Origin of the sequence: Solibacillus isronensis (assembly GCF_900168685.1) — a bacterium.
In the GTDB taxonomy this organism is placed as follows: Bacteria; Bacillota; Bacilli; order Bacillales_A; family Planococcaceae; genus Solibacillus; species Solibacillus isronensis_A.
Genome location: NZ_FVZN01000012.1, coordinates 62,684 through 83,059, shown reverse-complemented (window position 1 = coordinate 83,059; position 20,376 = coordinate 62,684). Strand labels below are relative to the sequence as shown.

Annotated in this window: 21 protein-coding genes and 1 pseudogene; 5 read left to right on the top strand and 17 right to left on the bottom strand. The window is 40.4% G+C overall.

Features of this window, described 5'->3' with window-relative positions:
- Positions 1 to 125 precede the first annotated feature (125 nt).
- Both B5473_RS05390 and B5473_RS05385 read left to right on the top strand, forming a co-directional pair.
- Positions 126 to 827, top strand: a pseudogene (locus B5473_RS05390) (Tn3 family transposase); the annotation flags it as partial.
- Positions 828 to 1,092: 265 nt separating this feature from the next.
- Entirely contained in the window at positions 1,093 to 3,825 is a 2,733-nt protein-coding gene (locus B5473_RS05385; protein WP_079524002.1) for an ATP-dependent DNA helicase, read from the top strand.
- 88 nt (positions 3,826 to 3,913) lie between these two features.
- Here the strand turns inward: B5473_RS05385 and B5473_RS05380 are convergent, their stop codons facing one another.
- The 12 genes from B5473_RS05380 to B5473_RS05330 form a co-directional block, all read right to left on the bottom strand.
- The gene (locus B5473_RS05380; protein WP_079524001.1) at positions 3,914 to 4,165 is read right to left on the bottom strand and encodes an AbrB/MazE/SpoVT family DNA-binding domain-containing protein; all 252 of its coding nucleotides are present in this window, start codon (positions 4,163 to 4,165) and stop codon (positions 3,914 to 3,916) included.
- Between the two features lie 71 nt (positions 4,166 to 4,236).
- Complete coding sequence (locus B5473_RS05375) at positions 4,237 to 5,169, bottom strand: hypothetical protein (RefSeq protein WP_079524000.1); 933 nt, start codon at positions 5,167 to 5,169, stop codon at positions 4,237 to 4,239.
- A 21-nt stretch (positions 5,170 to 5,190) separates the two neighbouring features.
- Positions 5,191 to 5,928, bottom strand: coding sequence for a hypothetical protein (locus B5473_RS05370; protein WP_079523999.1), 738 nt, complete (start codon positions 5,926 to 5,928; stop codon positions 5,191 to 5,193).
- Positions 5,929 to 5,941: 13 nt separating this feature from the next.
- Positions 5,942 to 6,970 (bottom strand): conjugal transfer protein TrbL family protein, encoded by a 1,029-nt coding sequence (locus B5473_RS05365; RefSeq protein ID WP_254865252.1) that lies wholly within the window; start codon positions 6,968 to 6,970, stop codon positions 5,942 to 5,944.
- Positions 6,970 to 7,221 carry a hypothetical protein gene (locus B5473_RS05360; protein WP_079523998.1) on the bottom strand — a complete coding sequence of 84 codons (252 nt, stop codon included), beginning with the start codon at positions 7,219 to 7,221 and terminating at the stop codon, positions 6,970 to 6,972. Before B5473_RS05360 ends, B5473_RS05365 begins: the two co-directional genes overlap by 1 nt.
- 21 nt (positions 7,222 to 7,242) lie before the next feature.
- Positions 7,243 to 7,740 (bottom strand): hypothetical protein, encoded by a 498-nt coding sequence (locus tag B5473_RS05355; protein WP_176142023.1) that lies wholly within the window; start codon positions 7,738 to 7,740, stop codon positions 7,243 to 7,245.
- 32 nt (positions 7,741 to 7,772) lie between these two features.
- Positions 7,773 to 8,855 (bottom strand): peptidoglycan DD-metalloendopeptidase family protein, encoded by a 1,083-nt coding sequence (locus B5473_RS05350; protein WP_079523996.1) that lies wholly within the window; start codon positions 8,853 to 8,855, stop codon positions 7,773 to 7,775.
- A gap of 14 nt (positions 8,856 to 8,869) precedes the next feature.
- Complete coding sequence (locus B5473_RS05345; RefSeq protein WP_079523995.1) at positions 8,870 to 10,744, bottom strand: VirB4 family type IV secretion system protein; 1,875 nt, start codon at positions 10,742 to 10,744, stop codon at positions 8,870 to 8,872.
- Between the two features lie 11 nt (positions 10,745 to 10,755).
- Positions 10,756 to 11,430, bottom strand: a complete 675-nt coding sequence (locus tag B5473_RS05340; protein WP_254865251.1) for a hypothetical protein — start codon at positions 11,428 to 11,430, stop codon at positions 10,756 to 10,758.
- Positions 11,420 to 11,887: a hypothetical protein gene (locus B5473_RS20835; RefSeq protein WP_254865250.1), complete on the bottom strand. Its 468-nt coding sequence runs from the start codon at positions 11,885 to 11,887 to the stop codon at positions 11,420 to 11,422. The genes B5473_RS05340 and B5473_RS20835 overlap by 11 nt, the downstream gene beginning before the upstream one ends.
- Positions 11,818 to 12,042, bottom strand: a complete 225-nt coding sequence (locus B5473_RS05335) for a hypothetical protein (RefSeq protein WP_079523993.1) — start codon at positions 12,040 to 12,042, stop codon at positions 11,818 to 11,820. The genes B5473_RS20835 and B5473_RS05335 overlap by 70 nt, the downstream gene beginning before the upstream one ends.
- Positions 12,043 to 12,256: 214 nt before the next feature.
- Entirely contained in the window at positions 12,257 to 13,198 is a 942-nt protein-coding gene (locus B5473_RS05330; RefSeq protein WP_079523992.1) for a replication initiator protein A, read from the bottom strand.
- A gap of 276 nt (positions 13,199 to 13,474) precedes the next feature.
- Between B5473_RS05330 and B5473_RS05325 the strand changes: the two genes are divergently transcribed.
- Complete coding sequence (locus B5473_RS05325) at positions 13,475 to 13,795, top strand: helix-turn-helix domain-containing protein (RefSeq protein WP_079523991.1); 321 nt, start codon at positions 13,475 to 13,477, stop codon at positions 13,793 to 13,795.
- Positions 13,796 to 13,911: 116 nt separating this feature from the next.
- Here B5473_RS05325 and B5473_RS05320 read toward each other — a convergent pair whose 3' ends face one another.
- From B5473_RS05320 to B5473_RS05310, 3 genes are all read right to left on the bottom strand, one after another.
- Positions 13,912 to 15,429: a primase C-terminal domain-containing protein gene (locus B5473_RS05320; protein ID WP_176142022.1), complete on the bottom strand. Its 1,518-nt coding sequence runs from the start codon at positions 15,427 to 15,429 to the stop codon at positions 13,912 to 13,914.
- 499 nt (positions 15,430 to 15,928) lie between these two features.
- Positions 15,929 to 16,273, bottom strand: a complete 345-nt coding sequence (locus B5473_RS05315; RefSeq protein WP_070778459.1) for a hypothetical protein — start codon at positions 16,271 to 16,273, stop codon at positions 15,929 to 15,931.
- Positions 16,270 to 17,103, bottom strand: coding sequence for a ParA family protein (locus B5473_RS05310; protein ID WP_079523989.1), 834 nt, complete (start codon positions 17,101 to 17,103; stop codon positions 16,270 to 16,272). The genes B5473_RS05315 and B5473_RS05310 overlap by 4 nt, the downstream gene beginning before the upstream one ends.
- A 280-nt stretch (positions 17,104 to 17,383) precedes the next feature.
- Between B5473_RS05310 and B5473_RS20610 the strand changes: the two genes are divergently transcribed.
- Positions 17,384 to 17,554: a hypothetical protein gene (locus B5473_RS20610; RefSeq protein WP_176142021.1), complete on the top strand. Its 171-nt coding sequence runs from the start codon at positions 17,384 to 17,386 to the stop codon at positions 17,552 to 17,554.
- A gap of 43 nt (positions 17,555 to 17,597) precedes the next feature.
- On the opposite strand, the gene B5473_RS05305 is transcribed toward B5473_RS20610, so the two are convergent.
- Together B5473_RS05305 and B5473_RS05300 are read right to left on the bottom strand one after the other, a co-directional pair.
- Complete coding sequence (locus B5473_RS05305; RefSeq protein ID WP_079523988.1) at positions 17,598 to 17,867, bottom strand: hypothetical protein; 270 nt, start codon at positions 17,865 to 17,867, stop codon at positions 17,598 to 17,600.
- Positions 17,848 to 18,084, bottom strand: a complete 237-nt coding sequence (locus B5473_RS05300; RefSeq protein ID WP_079523987.1) for a hypothetical protein — start codon at positions 18,082 to 18,084, stop codon at positions 17,848 to 17,850. Before B5473_RS05300 ends, B5473_RS05305 begins: the two co-directional genes overlap by 20 nt.
- A 217-nt stretch (positions 18,085 to 18,301) precedes the next feature.
- On the opposite strand from B5473_RS05300, the gene mobQ reads away from it, so the two are divergent.
- The gene (gene mobQ, locus B5473_RS20830) at positions 18,302 to 20,362 is read left to right on the top strand and encodes a MobQ family relaxase (protein WP_079523986.1); all 2,061 of its coding nucleotides are present in this window, start codon (positions 18,302 to 18,304) and stop codon (positions 20,360 to 20,362) included.
- Positions 20,363 to 20,376 lie beyond the last annotated feature (14 nt).

Below are 20,376 nucleotides of genomic sequence, written 5' to 3'. Positions count from 1 at the left end.
CTAAAATCATTTCGTTAGATACTATATATCCATAAAATTCATAGTACATATAATGAATCTATAAGGAAATAAAAAAGAAGTAGTTGATAACATGAGATACGTTAATTACTACTTCTAATACTAGTACAATTAAAAATGGGTATTCTGATCAGGTGTTTGGAATGACCGCATTACTAGGCTTTGATTTTGAACCTCGCATCAGAAATATAAAAAAATCACAATTATTTTCTATCAAATCACCTTCCTACTACCCTAACTTATCAGAAGATATAAGCGGAAAAATCAATGTAAAAATTATTGAAGAAAACTATGATGAAATTAAACGAATCGCCTATTCGATTCAAACAGGAAAAGTATCTAGTTCTTTACTATTAGGAAAGCTAGGCTCATACGCACGTAAGAATAGAGTAGCTCTTGCACTGAGAGAACTAGGTCGCATTGAAAAGAGCATTTTTATGATAGATTATATTACAGATAGTGAGCTACGGCGAAGGATCACTCATGGACTAAATAAGACAGAAGCGATTAATGCTTTAGCTAGAGAACTATTTTTTGGGCGACGCGGAAAATTTATGGAGCGCGATATTCGCCGACAACTTCAAAGTGCTAGTGCGCTTAATGTGTTAATAAATGCAATAAGTATATGGAACGCCGTCTACTTACAAGCAGCTTATAATTATCTCGTCAAAATAGATCCCGAAGTAACTAAGTATATGAAGCATGTATCTCCTATTAATTGGGAGCATATCACTTTTCTTGGAGAGTATAAATTTGACTTGTTATCTATTCCTAAACACTTAAGAGAATTGAATATAAAAAATAAATAGGCCTTGAAACATTGGTTTAGTGGGAATTTGTACCCCTTATCGATACAAATTCCCACTAAGCGCTCGGGACCCCTATACCTTCTAAGAAAAGATGGGATTATGTAGAATAAAAGGTTAGAATTTTAATAGTAGACTAAATATTTCTATTTATAAGTTAGGATGTCAGAGTATTAGCACAATGTAGGTGTTGGTGTTAACTAAAAATATGGTAAACGAACTTCCTATACTAGAGATTTAATGGTAGAAGTTTATTGGAGGTAGTAAAATGTCGGGTGAAATAACTTCTCAAATAGATACACAGATTTTAAATATTAACAGGGTTATTTGCCGTCACATAGATAGTCTTAGTACTTCGACAAGGGGCGCAGTATCGCAAGATATTCTTTCTCAACTACGGAATTTTGTCGAGCATATAATGCTGAAGTATTATGCTAATGGTGAAGACATCGAAAACAGCTATGAAAATATCTGCAAAGCCATTGTCTTTGTTAAAGCAAAAGGAAATTTAAAAGTCTTAAAAAGGTTCCATGATTATTTACAAATTGTCGCATCCCACTATACTCTTGACGAAGAAAATTCAGAACGCTTAATGCTGAAATACTATGAGTACCTTATGAGACTCAAAAACCTCCTACAGGATAGTTTTTCTCTAAGTGTTCTGGAGAATCTTGATACTTTCCCATTGAATTTAGATGCAAACATGCAGGGGTATTATGAGAAAATTTCCGATAAAATAAACAGCTCTATTGGCCAGGGTTACGACAATTCAGAGAAATATTACATTCAAAAGATTAAGCCTTTCTTTATAGATCAGCAAATTTACTATGAGGTGACCCTCACTCCTGCCAACGATTATGCGAGCAAGTCAAATCGGATTATCGCATTTACGAATTTAGAAATATCAGATAACTACGCTGTCACTTTGGACTTGGCTCACAATAGCATTGAAATCCTTGGAAAAACTATGCCTATAACTCTCATTGTAGGTTGGCAAGTCGCAATTCGAAATTGTGAATTTAGTAACTTCACAAGAATCGTTAGAGGTAGACCTATCAAGACTGGATATGCTGAGCAAAAGGGCATTTCAAGATTTTTAACTTCAACAGGGTTTAATTTGACTGAGCTCGTTGATTTCTCTGATACCGAATTTGAAAAGGTTAGGAAACTAGCGACGCAAAGTGCAAAGAAGGTTATATTCTTTGATGACTTAGAAAATTGCCGCGAGATATTAAAAGCAAATGCTCCTGGTAGTAATCTGCTGCGCTATTTACTTTTCCATATGAATAACAAGGTAATTAAAAACCAGTCGCATATTTATTCAAATAATTATATGTCTCGACTTTATGTGAAAAATAGCTGTATCCCATTCGATAAGATGCCTTTTAACACCTCGCCAGTTGGTCATAATCCAAGACTTGGAGATTTATTTGCTTGCATTGATTCTACTGAAAGACAACACGAGATACTTGCCCGTTTGGTTAAGAACAATACCGAAATTAAACAACAACTTTTCACTCCATTAAAGGATATTGTTGGTTTTGATCATATTACAGAACTTGTAGACACTTATAATTCTACTTTATGGCATGGACATTTTGAAAACAGCAAGTTAATGATTAAAAACGGTCATATTTTTATCCATGGTTATAAAGACAATACTCAATTCATTATTGAAAGACTTGCAGATCTAGCGGGAAGTGGCGTTCAAAACTATTCAAATTCTGTGAATGCATGGTTAAATCAACCTAACCATGGTGTTGACTGTAATGAGAAGAAAGAAATTTTAACCCAAATGTTTGAACACTCACATGTGGCTTTAATGTATGGATCGGCTGGCACAGGGAAGTCTACCCTGATAAACCACCTAGCACATTTCTTCGCTGATAAGAGAAAACTTTTTTTAGCCCAGACTAATCCTGCTGTCGATAATTTAAAGCGACGAGTAACAGCTGCAAATTGTACTTTCTCAACCATCACAAAATTTTTAAAGAGTCGGAATAACGCTACTGACTATGATTTACTCATAATTGATGAGTGTAGTACTGTAAATAATCGGGATATGAAAGATATTCTTATTAAGGCTACATACAAGCTTTTAGTTATGGTCGGCGATTCATATCAGATAGCTTCTATTCAGTTTGGCAACTGGTTCAGTATGGCACGTGAATTTATTCCTGACACCTCTGTATTTGAATTGACTAAACCATATAGAAGTAATAATGAAAAACTCCTCAAATTATGGGATAGAGTACGCAACATGGATGATAACATTCTTGAACTTATCACACGTAATGACTACTCTACTTCATTGAACGTTTCAATCTTCGACGCCACTGAGGTAGATGAAATTATTTTATGCCTTAATTATGATGGCCTCTACGGAATAAACAATATTAACCGCTTTTTACAAGAAAGCAATTTGAGTACCCCTGTATCGTGGGGTATTCAACAATATAAGGTCAATGATCCAATTTTATTCAATGATAGTGGTCGCTTTGCACCATTGATTTATAACAATATGAAAGGATGGATAGTAGGCATAGAAATTATTGATAGTGGAGAATTTACTGAACGTATACAGTTCGAGATAAAATTGGACACAGTAATTAATGGTGTAGACGCATTCAATCAAGAATTTGATCTATTGGAAAGCTCAGATAGCCAAAATTCTATTATACGTTTCTCTGTCAATAAACTTGAAAGTGAGGATGATGATGACGACAGTGCTTCAAAAGCTGTAATTCCTTTTCAAGTCGCATATGCTATATCTATACACAAAGCACAAGGTTTGGAATTCGACTCTATTAAAATCGTAATAACTGATGAAGTTGACGAACTTATAACTCACAATATCTTCTATACAGCTATAACCCGCGCGAGAAATAAACTTAAAATTTATTGGACACCTGAAGTAGAGCAAAAGATATTAGGTAACATAAAACCCAAGAACAATAACAAAGACATACAGCTATTGAGAAGGTTAACTCAAGTGCCCTAATTAATTTATTTTCATCACTAATGATTTTTATAGATGGTTGAAACAAAAAATACTCTTCGAGTACAAGTTTTTTGTACTCGAAAAGTATTTAATCTGCACTCATATATTTCACAATCTGTTTTAATCCTTCTTTACTGATCCACGCCTCACCAATCCGAATCGCCTCGTCCGTTACTTTACCTGTGACAGCACATACGTATCTTTGCCGGTGTGGTTCAATGATAATTCGTCTCTCATCATGGGTAATATCCACCCGATCCCCTTCTTTTAACTGAAAGACATCTAAAATCTCCTTTGGAATAACCATACGTCCATGATTCGTTATCCGTTTTGTATGCACATCATCCCCCCTCACTTCTATCCTTCTTAGATTCTCTCGAAATCAAGTAAACTAATTATAATCGATTTTTGCTATTTTTGATTCATAAATTGAGTACTCACGAAATATTCTATATTCGGTTCATTATAGAAAGCATTCTCTTCCTTTTTCCCTTCAGTGGCTTGTGTCAGTGCAATGTTCAATCCAAATGCTAAGAGTAGTATGATTGCGATTCCCACAAATAGTTTTGAGTTACCTTGTTGGTCAGCCTTTTTAAACTTCTTTTTAGAGGTTGATGGTTTAGCATTCTGAAATTGCACTTTCTCTTTCACACGTTCACGAAATTTTACAAAACTGCTGCGCTCGTTCAATAGCCTTTCCCGTTCTAATTCCTCCACTCTATGTTGTTCCTCAAACTGTTCTATCTTTTCTTTTAAATACCCTTCTATTTCATCAAGTGAATTGAGTTTCAGGAAAATCGTTTCCGCAAATCGAATTACTTCTTCACTTGGTTCTAAGAAATCCATCCTCTTTGGTCTATCTATCAGCTCATTTAGCTTGGTCAAAGAGATGATAATCAATTCTTTCACCGCAGATACAGGATCTTTATTGTCAGCAATAGGCATGACGTCATTTTCGATGACCATTCCAAATAATTTTTTCTCTTCTCGATTCAATACAAAATTCTCTTTCTGCCAGAGAATCTTAATTTGTTGATTTTTTGCTAGCTTGATCAGATCTAAATAAAAAGGAAGTTTCTTTTCAAATTCAAAAGCACGGAGTGCTGTAAATGCCATTAATCCTGTCACATCGTATTCATAGCGTACTTGTCCCGCCTGGAAAGTGATCTCTTTGACCGGCACTAAAGGTGTCGATTCTTTGATACGTACAAAGGACTTTTCGTAAGCTTGTTCAATCATTTCCATATCGTCTGTTCCAAAAGCCGTCAGAGGCTGCAAAAAATAAACTGAATCTTGATTGATCTCGATAGTCCCTACACGGTTAGCAATCGTTCGAATGACCATGTTCGTTCACCGCCTTCATCACTATTGAAGTTCCGGATAAAGATTAAGAACTTCTTTGACTTCATCTCGATACTCTTCTTGTTCGGACTCTACTTCGCCTTCAGGTACGTTAGATTGGATTTTGTTGTATTCTTCATCAAACTTTCTAAGATCAATGGACTTTAAATCTAAAGCTGGATGGGAAGTGACCATCAATTGGCCATCTTTTGTTTTTACAAACCGAACCTCAGCAGATTCTTCTTCCTCAGTATTTTCATATTTGTAAGTAGCGTTAATAAACACTAATTCCGTGACATTAAAGTTAGTGGATCGATACTCTTCAGTATCGCTCACCTCGACCTCCATTGTTTCTATCCCATCGTATTCACAATGACCAAGACTACATGGTTCACTACTCAATGTATTAAAGTAAATTCTGATATTCTCTTCATCAGAATTACCAGATACAAAAGCATCTCCATAGTTTTCTTCAAGTTCAGTAAAAACCGTCTTTGAAGCTAATTCCTGAACTGACTCATTGAACGTCTTCTCATCTTCGAATTTTAGCTCTTTGTCTTCTATTTTTTGATTTACCTCTGATTCTAGATCTGCCAATCGTTCATTTAGAAACAAGACCATATCTTCAGCTTTTTGAATATCTTCATCCGTAAAAACTTCTTTACTATCATTTGTTTGATTCGAGCCCTCATCATTCGAATTACATGCAATCAATAAACTCATCATAGCTAGTAGAAATAAAACTAAAAGTACTTTCTTCATGTGTACATCTCCTTTATCTTCGGACTGCGTATCTCGCCACATATTTTACGGATGAACCTACAGACCTTGCAGTTCCTGTAGATGCACCGAACTGATTCAGAAGAGTAGGAATTGAAAGACCTACTAAGAAAAAAATCATGCCTACGACCATATTTCCGTCTTCTAAACTTACCAATGTTTTGATACCCAATACAAAACAAAGTAATTGAAGTGTCAATGTTAGGATGTTACTCACGACTGTCTTCAACCATAGATTAAAGAAATTGTATTGGTCGTTCACGATTGTTGGAATCGCCAGGACTCCTGTAATGTACAAGATGACGAACAACACAGTGCGATATAAGACGGACAGGAAGAATACAAACAAGATTGCTGACACTACAATCATCAAAATCAGACCGTACCCAACTGCGTTCACAGCCATCACCTGCATAATGTCATAGTGCGTGGCCGGAGACGTCAACATTGTCTCCGTCAACAAATGTGTCAGTTCCAAGAGCCATTCAAACAACTGTGAGTAGATCCCTAGTAGAATACCTCCTGTCACAATAGCCACTAACTTGTCTTGAAGGGAGTTCATCCCCTCTTCGCCGTTACCACTGTATAAGATGATAATTTTTGTAGTCTGCCACAAGATAAAGATGGCTGCAATCGTCCACGCCAAAGTCTTAAAGTTAAGCATATATCCTTCATAGACTGGATTTCCCATAATAAAATTTGAGTCTATTTGGAATTTGCTAAAACTATCAATCGCTCCAAATACAAAACCACTGATTGTAGTGAAGAAAAATCCATTGGTGTGACAACCTATCTCATGCCACTTACACTCAAATTGATTTGTATCATAATCATATTTATCAAGATAAAGGACATTCTCCATGTAAGACTCTGCCCTTTCTACTTTCTCATTACTCGATTGGGTTTCTTTATAATCTTGAAGTGTATCTTCCAAGAATTCTCCTTGTTCTGCGAGTACAATATAGGGAAAGAGAAATTGTAGAATGATCAATGCTACTAACAGAAACTTCATCGACTTCGGCATCACATCACCCCCTGGTTGAGTACCGTCAACACGATGACGAGCACCGGGACGATCAAAATCATCGCATATCGGACGACGACACCTTTCTTGATCTCGATGATCTCTTTCTCACTGAGTGGCTTGCCGTACATCAATTCATAGCGTCTTTCTTCTTGCTCGATGGCTGACCTTGAAAGTCGCTGTATCCATCCATCTATCTTTTTTTGTACGTCTTGTTGAATGGTGACAACACGTTGTAACGTATCTTTCATCTCACCCATCCTCTCTCGACATCATTCGGTTCCTATAGCCTGTTCAATTGAATCCCCTGACACGAGTGGCTCTAAATCATGTGAATCGACCTTCCACCCATCCTCTTGAACCCATTCGATCTGTGACATCAGATACATGACTCGCTGCTGTTCTTCTCCCACACCTGTCAGTGTGACACGGTAGATGGCGTAGACCTTGTATCCCTCTTCTTGAGGTCTGACGGAGATGTTGAAGACCTCGAGTTCTTCTGTATTATTCTGGTTGTCTTCGTACATCGATTCTTCATCTGTCATTTCGTCTTCCACTTCTATTCGGTAAGATTCAGTAAAATAATCGAGTGCCTCCCCTTCAAACAAGGCATCGAGGAACGCCTCTGTCTCGGAATAAATCTCTTCTGTCTCACCAGCATCCATCTCTAGACGCGCTACCTGCTCTTCTAAGCGTTTATTTGTTTCTTGTGTGTCTTTGTTGCTGAAATAGAGATTGAAGCTCACAAGAGCCAATATCAGCGTGCTCATCCCTAGTAGAATCGTTGCTAGGTTCAGTTGCCTCACTCGTCATCACCTTCCCCTGTCGTCAGATAATCCATTGGATTGACCCGGTTCCCGAACATCCGGTCCGTATGGATCTCAAAATGGAGGTGGTCTCCAGTTGATCTGCCGGTCGTTCCACATTCCCCGACCTTTTCGAGTTGCCCGACCATCTGGCCAACTTCGACATCGATCTTGCTGAGATGGGCATATAAACTGAAGAGCTTGTTCTCATGCTCGATGACGACGACATTTCCGTACGTACTCAGATTTCCTTTTGAGTATTCCGCAAATACGACACGGCCGCCTTTTGTTGCAAAAATCGGGTCCGGTCGACGACACGCAAGGTCCACGCCTTCATGCGCTTTAATCTCTCCTGTAACGGGATGTACTCGGATCCCGAAATTCGAGTTGATGACAACATTCGGGATCGGTTGGACAAAGTTTCCAACGAGCACTTCACAGTTCATCGTCAATCCACCTAACGAGCTAACCACTTTCGTGACGTTCGGGACCCAGTGGACATTCAAGTTCGTCGGGTCGTTGCTAGCTCCTATCGGTGCATAGACCGAGCCAAGGTCTGTGATCGTCACTAGACCGTCTTTGATGATGCGATTGTGTAAGGTCTGTCCCATCGATTCGATGCCCTCTTCAAGCGTGTCGAAGACGAAGAGACCACCCGCCCCCATCAACCCTCCTGGATTGTTCTTCTCCACGACAGCTGAGGATGTCCCATACCCCGTCTCATGAAGTGCGATAGCTGCCATGAGTACTGGATCAATCCCCTGCTCGTTAGCAACTCGTATGAACACGTCCTCTTTGCCCGAAAACACGCCTGCTGAGGCGAACTGAGCCGACCAGAGTTCTTCATTGATTTCTCCGTCTACAGCGCAGTAAGCGCCTCCTACACCGCCTGAGAGAGCATTCAGATTACGGTCAGGGTCATCTAGGTTGAAATCTTCACCTTTACTCGCAACAGACATGAAGACAGGCACCAAGATCAACAGAAACGTCACGCCTACCGCAATCAGTCCAAGCGGACTGAACAGTATCTTCGTCAGTAAGATCGAACCGATCGTCTTTGCTGTCTGTCGTGGATCCATACCATCATCCCTTTTTACATCGTGAGTTCGTTGATACTTTTTTGTTCAAACCAAAGTTTCTCGGTCACTTCGTTCAACTGGACCTCGAGTTTGATCTTTTTTGAACCGGTGTAGAAGATGCCCTTTCCGGCCTGTTCTTTCTTCTTTCCATCTTTCAGAATCAGTGTCGAGCGCTCTTCTTTCGAGAACGTGTTCCCAAGCTCTTCTTCGAGATACTTCAATTCTTCTTCACTCATCGGAAGATACAGACGCTGCACGGACTGTGTGATGATCGCCTTTCCGTAGTTCCGGTTTTCATCACGTGCCGACAAGAAATCTTCAACCGATTGAGACGCTGTCGTGATGCCACAGTTGAAGGAACGCAAGACCTTCATCATGAAGTAGATGAATTCCATCGCCTTCGGCACCTTCGGGTCAGCAATCACATGCGCCTCATCGATAAAGATATCACTCGGTTCACGGTCGCCACTCATGATCTCATACGTCGTATGCGACAATATGTTATAAAAGAGGATCCGCTGAATCTTCTCGTTGTTGCTCATCTCTTTCAGGTCGTAACAAATCAGGTCGTTTGCGATATTGACGTTCGTTGGTCCATTGAACAGTTCCGAATAGATGCCGAATACATAGGTCTCGAGTGTCGTGTGAAAATCACGGATCCGGTCGTAGAGTGGTGGGTCGTCTTGCTTGTCTCGCTCGATCAATTTGTACAGGTCCTCTAAAATCGGATAGTCCGTGACTGATAGACGGTTCACATCGGTCGTCTCATCGATTCCCTTCTCTTCGTAAACCCTTTGTATATACCGACTCAAGATGTCTTCCTGTAGATCCGTCATCGAGTTATACATAAGTTTGAACATGACCAGTAGATTTGAAATCTTCGTCAGCAAGATGTTGCCGAGCTCCGATTCTTCCATTTGGATCTTCTCGCTGATCTTCGGAAGGTCCATCGGATTGATGCGATTTCCCCCTTTCAGTTGGAACTTCACCCAGGCACCACCTAGATCCGCATAATTGCGTCCGAACTCCCCTTTTGGGTCGACTGTGATGACCTTCCGGCCGAGCATGTGTTTGTTCGTCATGTTGGCAAATAGATAGGTCGACTTCCCGATACCCGAGATTCCGATCACGAACTCGTGACGGTTCAAGAGCTTTGTATCGTCGATGATCACGACATTTCCAGTCGTCATGTTGCGCCCTTTGATAAGCCCAGTCTCGGAGAACATCTCGTTCTCATGGAAGGGGAAAAAATAGGATATGGCTTCGGAGTTACTCATCTTGTACGTGAGTGACTCGACCTTGTTGCTGTTGAGTGGGAGAAATGAGCGAAAGGCGTCTACAGCTCGGTCTGTCGGATTGTGAATGATCCCAATCTTGGAAAACTTGCTCTTGACGGTCGTGGTCAGTTGGTCGAGTTCATCTTGTGAGCTCGCCACTAAATGGATGAGTGTATGGAAAAGGAAGATCTTATCGTTGCGATACGAAAGGTTTCGTAACATCTCAGACGCACTCTCGATCTGTCCTTCGGACTCGATGATCGTCTGTTCATCTGCAAATCGGGTGTTCATCTTCATGCGGTTCTGTTTGATGCTCTTGACGAGCTGCGAGCGTACCTCGCCGAGGTTGTATTCTTGCAGGTAATGGACAAGGGAGACGTTCTCCGGGATCTCCGTCACCTGTTGGATCTTGCTCTGGTCCTGAATCGGGTCGTAATCGACAATCAAGAGCGTCCGAGTGTAATTCGATCCGACTCGTACCGATGAATCGTATTCTGTGATGTTATCCGGGGCAATGGCCGTGAGTAGTGTCTCATTCATGCCACTGACCGTATCTTCAAATGTCATCTCGTCCTGTTCTTTTGGCTGTAACCATCTCGGCTTCCACACCATGCTCCCACCTCCTATTCGAATCGGTCGTTGAGTAAGGTCTTGTACTGTTCGACAAGTGCCTTGGCTGTGTTCTTTCCGACCACGACATCCAGTTTTGCATTCGTCTTGTGGACGATGTTCTGTCCTTGCGCCTGCGCATTCTCAAAATCGATACATGCATAGTAGAACTTCAATAATTCATCGTTCTCTAAGATCTTCACATCGAGTTTTTCGTATCCTGACAGCATCTGTTCAAGCTTTGTCTGCAAGATGTTGGCCGTCGTCTCTAGCTTCAGATAGTCCTTTGGGGAATTGGAGAACGGTTTTGAGATCACGAGATACCGTTTCCGGGTCACCATGTTCTTTGATTTCTGGATACGGTCGATCTGATTCGCATACCCTTGCTTCAACATGCGCTTCGCATAAGATGAGTCCTGATCCACCTGTTCGTTGAACCACATCAAGTAGTTCGTCAGATTGATCGGCTGCGCCACCTGCATCAGTTGGATCTGTTTTTCACCTGTATCATTGATGAACGCTTGATAGGCCGACAGCACGTTCTCTTTCGCCAGCTCATTCATAAGAGACAGATTGATGGATGAGACCTCGAGCACTTTGATCAATCGACCGTCTGAGGATTCGAGACAACCGTTTGCGATGTTCGCAAGTCCCAGTTCTGTCCGAGTATCTCGTTCTTTACGGTTCATCGGCAAAGCCCCTTTCGCATAATGGAACTCTTTCTGTCTGTGACGTGCTCGTAGTTTCCAGATCACCTTGTACTGGAGAAGTGACAGGTTCTTCCGAACCGGATGCTTGTTGAGTTGGAACACTGTCACGAGCATAGCTGGAACGAATGCCACGAGTAAGAGCTGCTGATTGAAGATGTCCGTCCTGTAGAACACGTAGGAGATGATTACACCAAGTACAAGGAAGGGTGTCACGATAAACACATCTTGGAACGAGATGTTCCCGTAAAGATATTTCTTTGTATCGATATTGAGAGGTAGTTCGACCTTCCCTCTCTCTCGCAATCGTTCTTGTCGTTCTAAATACGAGTCTGAACGCATCGGTATCACATACTTTCTTACGTAGTCTTATAGATTCGTCTGGATGTAGTCGATCACTGGTTTTGCGAGTAGGAACAAGACGACTCCGACGACACATAGCTTCAAACCGTTCTTGAACTTGGGTGATGACTGTTCATCTCCTGCCCATACTCCAATCGCACAGATCAGTAACCCGATCATGAAGATCGTGATGAACGTCGTCTGCATATCTGCGAACAATGTGTTTAAGAATCCAGAAATTCTCTCGAACATTTTTGCCACCACCTTTCTCTGTTGTCTAAACTCTAACACAGTTGCCTAAATACGGGCAATATAAAATCCCATATTTTTACCATTACTTTTTAACCCTTTTAAAATCCCAAAAAAAAACAGATTTTTTCGTTTCAAGTGCCTTTTTTCTTACAACAAACGACATTTTCCCTATAATTACCTATAGACAATTTTACTTATAAGTAAAAAAGAGAGGTCACAGTGACCTCTCTCTACCTAGTCTTTCATATAATCTTTGACGTTCCTGTTCAATCTCTTCTTCACTGATAGACTCTATGATCGGAGAAGAATCATTAGTTTCTTTCATCCATTTTGGTATAACTTCGACACGACCTTGAGGAACAAACTCTTTCGACTGATTTACAAGCCAGCGTCTCTTGTCCCCCACCGCCTTCGTCAGTCTCGCTGTGATACTGTGGATCTTCCCGGGAGTCCGTTCGAGCGAATACTGCAAGGCATCCGCATACTGATGGACTGACAGCACCTCCTGATGTGCGAAGTAATGGTTCACTATATCCTTCAAATCAATTGCATCATCCATCAATCTCTTTTTGTTCTTCATAAGGGCATCCAGAATAGCTTCAGGTAGGACGTGTGTATCTCTTAATTGATTGATCTTATATTCAGTATCACTAAAATCAGTATCGTTAAGTTCAGTATCATTAGTGTTAAAATCTTTAACTTCTTGAGGTAAAGAATCTTTACTTCTTGAAGTTAAAATTTTTGACTTCTCTTCTCCCCCAAGGGATTGAGGTGTATCATCAAGCTTTTTGAGTTGCTCTATATCGGTCAGGTCAGCCGTAGGTTTTAGTAAATAGAGTCGGTTCGACTGAGAAAGACCCATGCGTCTCTCTTCCAAAAGTTCCGCTTGGTTGAGCTCTTTTTTGATTTTGATGACAGTTGGTTTGCTGCAATTCAGGATATCTCCAAGTTGTTGATTTCCGTAGAGAAAAAAGATGTTTCCCTCTTCATCGAACCACTGGTTCTTAATGGATAGGTCCAATCGGTCCTGGAGTATTGAAAAAGCGATCTTGGCATCATTGCTGAGCTTCTTGTAGCGCTCGTTCGTAAAGAATACCTTCGGCAACCTATAGAACCGCTGTGCTACTTCTTCACTAATGTTGTACTTGCCTGACATGTTTACTGGTCCCCTTCCACTCCCTAAAAGAATGGAGGTCCATGAGCATTTGAACCTTAGCAGACGCGCAAGATCGAACTATTCGCACCAACAGGTTATATGCTATAATTAAGATATATTAATCAAAGGACCTCTCTACTTGCTTGCACCTTTATTGACCGTCGCCAAACTATCAATAGGGGTGCTTGTAGGGATTTTTTTATTTATAAGTAAAATTATTGGACTTAGTATATCACAGATTATGGAACATACAATCGTTCCGAAAGGATTTTTCATATGACGTCTCAATCACAACCTAATATCTATGAAAAGATTGGTGGGGCTCTAAAATCCATTCGTCTTGAAAGAGACCTTACACTTAAAGAAGTCGAAAAAATGACAGACATCAATATCGCTACTATCTCTCAGATCGAGAGAGGCGTTAAGAATTACTCACTTGGTTGGATCATTCACTATGCAAACACACTTGGCTTCAATCCTGAGGAAGTGTTCATCAGAGCATTTCAAGAAGACTTCCAGAACAAACAATTAGATAGATTATTTGAACGCTTTGAAGAATACCTTCCCGAAATAAAAAAGAATAACGACAACACCTAAGACATCCGGTTTTAAGCTGGATGTTTTTTTATTTTGATAAAAGAGATGGATGGATAACAGATACAGATGAGAGTAAAAAGCACACGTATACAGATATGTATTGGCAGACTGGACAATTAACTAGAGTTCGCTCTCTCTTTCGGTCCTCGCCTCGCATCTTGTAATTTTGTATAAACAGCTAGTTGATTTTGTAGTTCCTCGATGGCTGTCTCATTCTCTTTTTCAGTCAAGAATAGCTCTAGGTTTACGATGTATTGAATTCTGTGTGTCTTTTGATAACTGAGCGCACACTGAAGTAGCACAGCAACAGAGGTGAGTCCTGTCTTTGCTGCACGTCCTTTTCCAATTCGTTTGATCATGATCTTTGTAGATTGACGGATGACCTCATTCAACGTGCTGCGAGGGATTCCGATTGCCTCACAGATTTCGCTCTGAGTCGTCCAGTGGACCGGTCGGTCCAGTTGCGTCATCTCGTCGATATAAGATAGCACGTCCTCTTCCCACTCTTCATAATGACTACGTACACGATCTTCACGCTCTTTCTTGAACTTATACCATCCACTTCGTGCTGTTTCGATCTTTACATCTTTTTTGATTCCCCATGTATCCAGAAGCTCTTGGATGTATGTCTTGCTGGCTCCTTTGAAACGTCCCTTATAAGCACTTCGTACGATCTTCTCGACCTCTGTATGACGTACTGGATTCTTGAGTCGTGAGTTGTACTCATCAAGTAGATCAAGAGCCTCGTCACTCCCCTTTCCTGCGCTATAGCAAGCAAGGGCCAATGTGAACATGAGATTGTCACGACCAAGCTGCCCTGAAGTTCCTTTGACGTCTTGTGTACGTAATAATTCACGGAACCACGCAGTCTCGGTCACATCATTCTCTCTTCTTTCTTGGGACACGACAAAAAGACCTCGCCCACGGTCATCGTCTTGACGTCTCGACCAAGAAATGAGGTTTCCAAAATCAAATACACACTCTTTTGAGAACCAACGTACATTCTCTTTTTTAGGTATACGGAAAAAGCCAAAGTCATTACATGAGACGTCTACCCCATGCAAGACTTTCGCCAAGCTCAATTTGATGTTCTCTGAGATCCGTTTGGCCACCTTCAGACCTCGGAAGTCGTTCTTGTTGCTGATAAAGAGTGGTTTCTCCAATACAAAATAGACCTGGTATCCTTTCGGAGTCTCCAGAACCATTGTTGGAGCACCTATGCTGTGCTCAACTGCTGCAGATAAGATGTCTGTGTACGACTGTCTCTTTGAATCGATATCGACCACAAAGGTATTAATCTGTTGCAGGTTTTTCTCTTCATGACCTTTTATGTATCTTCTCTGATCGTCTGTATACGTCAGATAGTTGAAGACATTCGGACTCCAATGAGAAAGTGCATCCATATCTTCAGTCAAAGACTCAAGAGATGTAACAACATATCCTTTTACACCGCTAGGTGTTAGAAGGTCCTCTTTAAACCGGACAACTGGGAGAGCACCTTTTTTGGTTTTCCCTTCAACTTTAAATGCTTTAACTTTTAGGGGAAGGTTGGTTTTGGAATTCTTAAGCTTGTATGTATAAATTCCTTGCCCGAGAATAATGTTCAAAATATGATTCATTCTACTTTCAAACATGCTCTTGCCCCCCATTTAACAACTATCAATCAATCTAGTTGTAAAGTATAAGAGAGCTGGAACCTTGATACAATAGGGTTTGCAGTACATTCCTCAAGTCATATACTCGTATACCGGTATACTGGTATATGCATATACTAATATACTTGTATACTCATATATGCATATACTGATATACTCGCATACTGGTATACGAGTATATGCGTATACTGAAATAAAAATTTTTTTCTTTATCCAAATTCAATTGAAATGTAACAAAACCTTAAACAACAACGATTTCAGGGTTTATAAATTAATAATTATTTTTAATAAAGTATACCGATATACTCATATACTGATATATGCGTATACTGATATACGAGTATACCGGTATATGCGTATACTGATATACGAGTATACCGATATATGCGTATACTGATATACAGATATATGCATATACCGTTTTAAGTTTTTCATCATAAAAAAGCCTTAGCACAAATTTTGCGGCTAAGGCTTTTCACTATCCACGTGATCTATAGAGTTCTATGATAATATCTAGTTGTTTCTTTTCATCTTTCGTTACATGAGCCGAAACATATTCTTCAATCATTATATCTAATAAATCATCAACTGTTTCTGCTTTATTGAGACTAACCAAAGCATTCAATCTATCTCTAGTAGTTTTTTTCACTCTAACACTACTCGGTTTGTTTTTAGGTGACTTTTCTTTAGCTCTTCTTGTATCTATCTTAGAAGTGGTTGTAGCTGATTCTACTTCCTCAAGTTTAAATTGAGTAGTTGGCTCTATTGGTGTTCCTCTCTCCAATAGCTTCTTTTTAGAGGGGTTATTTAAAAGGTTACTCATACTGTTTCAACTCCTTCAAGTTCCGCATTTAAACGAGCAAGAAATTCCTCAGCGATTTCTTTATAACTTTCATGTACTTTACGATCGTGCATATCTTCGTCAGTAATCCCCGTAATATCAAAACGCTTTAGACGCTCCATGTTTTTCACGACAATATTAAATAAATTTTCTTCTCCGAAAATCTCTTTAGCATTCTCTAAGGTTGCCACATCTACTGCAGCACCATTTTTCAAGAGAACTGGAAGAATTCCAATTATGTCTAAATCCGCACCGTAGTTATCAATCAACGATTGTAAGTACTTAGTAAATACTTCTGCACCTTGTAAACTTCTTTCCTGTGTTTGAAGAACTACCACTACAAAATCTGATGCGTACAATGCTGAATCCGTAATAATTGATATAGTAGGAGGCACATCAATAAAAATGAAGTCAAAGTCTTGCTTAATTGAAGATATTAACTTAGAAAAGTACTGGACTCGATCAACTTCATCAGAGAATTTTTTCTCTAAAAATCTTGGATATAAAGCAAAATCGCTAAAACTTGGTAATAAATATAAATTGTCTTTGATTTCAGTTACGATTTCCTCAAGGTTTTCTTCTTGAATCGCTGACATCAATGTTTTATTGAAACTGACGATATCACCTGAAAGTTCGGTCTTAGTTTTTAAGTATAGACTGGTAGCATTAGCTTGTGGATCCTGATCACTCAAAAGCACTTTAAAACCCATGTTCGATAAAGCGTAAGCAATCATGGTGCTATTTGTTGTTTTACCAGTCCCACCTTTAAAATTCCCAAAGGTTACAACCGTTGCTCCGTTCTTTGCTTTCATTAATATTACCTCCTCTATTTATAATTAAATTCCATTATATGTTTACTTCTAACGTATACCAGTATACCATAGAGGAAAAGTTTCAACAAATTTTATTTAAAAATACTGTATATTCTAAAATTTAGTATACCAGTATATGCGTATACCGATATACTAGTATACCAGTATACTCATATACTGGTATACGAATATACTGGTATACATAAGTAAAAAAGTTAAAGCCGATGAGTGAGTTCAATTAGTACAATAAGAATCAATAAAAAAATTGAGGTGTATCATAATGTCATTTTTAGTCCGTTCTAATAATGGGGAAGTCATCTCAGAAGGGGAGAAGGAAGTAATTTTCGAAGACCGTAAGGTTGCTGAAAAGAGAGCCAATGAATTAACGCTTCTTTCTGAACATACCTGGAATGTGATTCCGCTTTCCGATGTCCTTGAAGAGGATATTTAATTTTAAAGAGCACGCCCACCTGTTAAAAGGGGACATGCTCTTTTTATTGTTTTACATTCTTTATCTTACCTTTCACGAATTCCGAGAACGTCTTAAATATCTTCTCGCGTTGTTCTAGCGTGAACTCTTCTAATCCAAAATATTTCTCCGCAAGTGCACCAGTCTCGATGAGTCTCTTGGTCCTTAACTTTCTCTGTTCCCAGCTCGCTCTTCGTTTTGTCTCGTTCTGTAATTGATTCTTCTTTCTCTTCAGTTCTGTGATCTGTTGATTCAATTCTTTTGATTTGATCAGGTTATCTTGTGGTGTCTTCATGACCATCCCACTCTTCTGAAACCGTGTCTTTTCCGTTCACCTGTCCTGCCAGCATCTGAATCCATTCGATAGCTTCTTTTTCTGAACTTACATTCCAAGAACGCAATAGCTCAGCCCCGATGTTCTGCTGCATCTGTCTCTCCAGGTTCTTCTGTCTCTCTTTCAACTTCTTGATCTGTTCTTCGATGCTCGTGATCTTTTCAATGTTGTTTGCCATGTTTTTCACTCCTTTTTTATTTATAAGTAAAAATTTTAACATATAGATAAAATTATTTCAGTGAAAAGGAAAAAATATGGTATAATGAATCCGAGCTTCCAAGCGAGTGCCCAGTTATACACCACCCAAAATTCGGGGTGGTGTCCTGGGGCAAAGTCCTTCGGAACTTTGTTTGTCGCCTTCGGATGTATGTAAGAAAATAGAGAGGTGAGAGACCGTGAGTTACTTCCGACTACAAGCCAACATCATCAGCAAGAAGAGCCAGTCCGTTGTGGCCAGTGCGAGCTATCGCAGTGGAGAACAACTCTACTCCGAGCGTGATGAAGAGATGAAGGGCTACAAGTCACGAGAAGTTGCTCCGGTCTCTTTTATTTTGAAGCCGGACCATGCGCCTGAATGGACACTCGACCGTGAAAGATTATGGAACGAGGTCGAGAAGATCGAGAAGGCATGGAATGCGCAGCTTGCACGTGAAGTGCTGGTCGCTCTTCCTATCGATCTATCTGAAGATGCCCAGCAAGAACTCATTCAATCATTTGTTCAAGACGAATTTGTAGAAGAGGGGATGGTGGCTGACGTCTCAATCCACAGAGATAAAGAACACAATCCTCACGCCCATATCTTGCTCACGGTCCGACCATTCAATGAAGACGGCTCGTGGGGACAGAAAAAAACTCGTCAGTATGAATACGATAAAGATGGTCAGATTTTACGAGACGACAACAACAACAAAGTATTTAAAACTATCGACTCGACCGACTGGAACGAACGAGAGACGTTACTCAGATGGCGTATGGCGTATGCGGAGGCAATCAACGTAAAGTTTCAAGAACATGGCATCAAGAAGAGTGTGTCAGCCCTCTCATTTGAAGAACAGGGGCTTGATAAGATTGCTCAGGTCCGTCTTGAACGAAACGAATATCAATATGTGAAACGGATGGAAGAGAAGGGGATAGAGGCGAAGACGTTCTATCATCAATTGAACCTCGAAATCCAGAGAAAAAACGCAGAGATTGAACAGCTGAACAACAAGATCGTCGACCTGTCTTCACGACAGAAACAGTTCAACGTCTCGGCACTTATTCACAGGTACAGAGGAGAAGTCACAGCGCAACTTGATGAAGACTACTCGAAGAGTCTACGGTTCATGCAGAATCGTATCAAGAGCAGCTATTCATTCAGTACCGTTCACGGCCAGCTCCAATCTCTCTACACCTGGGAAGAGCGAAAAGTCGAACCAGCCGAAGTAGAGAGAGAGGTCACACACGCTGTACTCAATGCCTCACACCAAGCATTTAAAGAAAATGATTCTGGCGCACTTCTCGCTCAAGGGTTTCATCGAAAAGCGTTCACACCTCGATTCACAGATCGACTCGACGCATTCGACATTTTGACGAATGATGTCGAAAAAAATCGCCATACAGTGGACCAACTTATCGGACATGCTGAACGTGTTTACCGAACCGAGAGTCTGATTATCCATAAGGCATTCAATGAACTCTATCCAGACGTTGATGAACGATTCGCTTATAACGACCGGATCGTGACTCATAAGAAAGATATTCTTGAGAAACTATCTAATCAAAACTACAATCTAGTCCCATCTTATGAAGAGATGGATGAACATCTGGAGAACTCAGAAATCCGAAAAGTCTGCAGCCAATCACGTGAAGTATGTGAACAGATCCGTATCCAGTCTCGACTACTGATCAAACTAGGAAACAAAAAAGAGCAACTCGTAACGGATAGGAAAGACCTCGATGCCATCTACGAGACATCGATCAAACTGAACACGACACATCAGCTCATTGAAAAATACGAAGCAAAAGCAAGACATATCGACCTGCAGGTCAACGACCTATTGAACCTGACATTTGCAGACAGCAAACCGAAACTAGTCCGTGAAGTCGAGAAACTTCCTCTTGAGATGAAAGGGGACATCTTGCACCATTATGCAAAAGGAACAGAACGACATCGTCCTTCTCTTAAAGAGTGCCTTGGTAAAGCCCAAGTACTGCAAGAAGAACGAGAACAAAAGATGCGCGCTTACCAAGCGAAAGTAGATGGTACGTTCACGCGAAAACTTGATGCTGACAAAGGAATCTTGACGCACCTACCGACAGGTCGAGCAAGCGCTGAACTACTGGAGAGCCTCATTGTACAGGCTGAACAAGACCGTACACAACAACGGAACGACACGCCATCTACGGCGATACGGAACAAGAAGATCAAAGATAAACAGCTCCGTCGGGAGCTCGGACTCGAAATCGAACTGTAAAGTCAAACAGACGA

Bases quoted from the DNA above. Each gene is read 5' to 3' on its own strand.
- B5473_RS05385 (WP_079524002.1), top strand. From the start codon at position 1,093: ATGTCGGGTGAAATAACTTCTCAAATAGATACACAGATTTTAAATATT.
- B5473_RS05375 (WP_079524000.1), bottom strand. From the start codon at position 5,169: ATGGTCATTCGAACGATTGCTAACCGTGTAGGGACTATCGAGATCAAT.
- B5473_RS05370 (WP_079523999.1), bottom strand. From the start codon at position 5,928: ATGAAGAAAGTACTTTTAGTTTTATTTCTACTAGCTATGATGAGTTTA.
- B5473_RS05365 (WP_254865252.1), bottom strand. From the start codon at position 6,970: ATGCCGAAGTCGATGAAGTTTCTGTTAGTAGCATTGATCATTCTACAA.
- B5473_RS05360 (WP_079523998.1), bottom strand. From the start codon at position 7,221: ATGAAAGATACGTTACAACGTGTTGTCACCATTCAACAAGACGTACAA.
- B5473_RS05355 (WP_176142023.1), bottom strand. From the start codon at position 7,740: ATGAGCACGCTGATATTGGCTCTTGTGAGCTTCAATCTCTATTTCAGC.
- B5473_RS05350 (WP_079523996.1), bottom strand. From the start codon at position 8,855: ATGGATCCACGACAGACAGCAAAGACGATCGGTTCGATCTTACTGACG.
- B5473_RS05345 (WP_079523995.1), bottom strand. From the start codon at position 10,744: ATGGTGTGGAAGCCGAGATGGTTACAGCCAAAAGAACAGGACGAGATG.
- B5473_RS05340 (WP_254865251.1), bottom strand. From the start codon at position 11,430: ATGAACCGTAAAGAACGAGATACTCGGACAGAACTGGGACTTGCGAAC.
- B5473_RS20835 (WP_254865250.1), bottom strand. From the start codon at position 11,887: ATGTGTCGTCGGAGTCGTCTTGTTCCTACTCGCAAAACCAGTGATCGA.
- B5473_RS05335 (WP_079523993.1), bottom strand. From the start codon at position 12,042: ATGTTCGAGAGAATTTCTGGATTCTTAAACACATTGTTCGCAGATATG.
- B5473_RS05330 (WP_079523992.1), bottom strand. From the start codon at position 13,198: ATGTCAGGCAAGTACAACATTAGTGAAGAAGTAGCACAGCGGTTCTAT.
- B5473_RS05325 (WP_079523991.1), top strand. From the start codon at position 13,475: ATGACGTCTCAATCACAACCTAATATCTATGAAAAGATTGGTGGGGCT.
- B5473_RS05320 (WP_176142022.1), bottom strand. From the start codon at position 15,429: ATGTTTGAAAGTAGAATGAATCATATTTTGAACATTATTCTCGGGCAA.
- B5473_RS05315 (WP_070778459.1), bottom strand. From the start codon at position 16,273: ATGAGTAACCTTTTAAATAACCCCTCTAAAAAGAAGCTATTGGAGAGA.
- B5473_RS05310 (WP_079523989.1), bottom strand. From the start codon at position 17,103: ATGAAAGCAAAGAACGGAGCAACGGTTGTAACCTTTGGGAATTTTAAA.
- B5473_RS20610 (WP_176142021.1), top strand. From the start codon at position 17,384: ATGTCATTTTTAGTCCGTTCTAATAATGGGGAAGTCATCTCAGAAGGG.
- B5473_RS05305 (WP_079523988.1), bottom strand. From the start codon at position 17,867: ATGAAGACACCACAAGATAACCTGATCAAATCAAAAGAATTGAATCAA.
- B5473_RS05300 (WP_079523987.1), bottom strand. From the start codon at position 18,084: ATGGCAAACAACATTGAAAAGATCACGAGCATCGAAGAACAGATCAAG.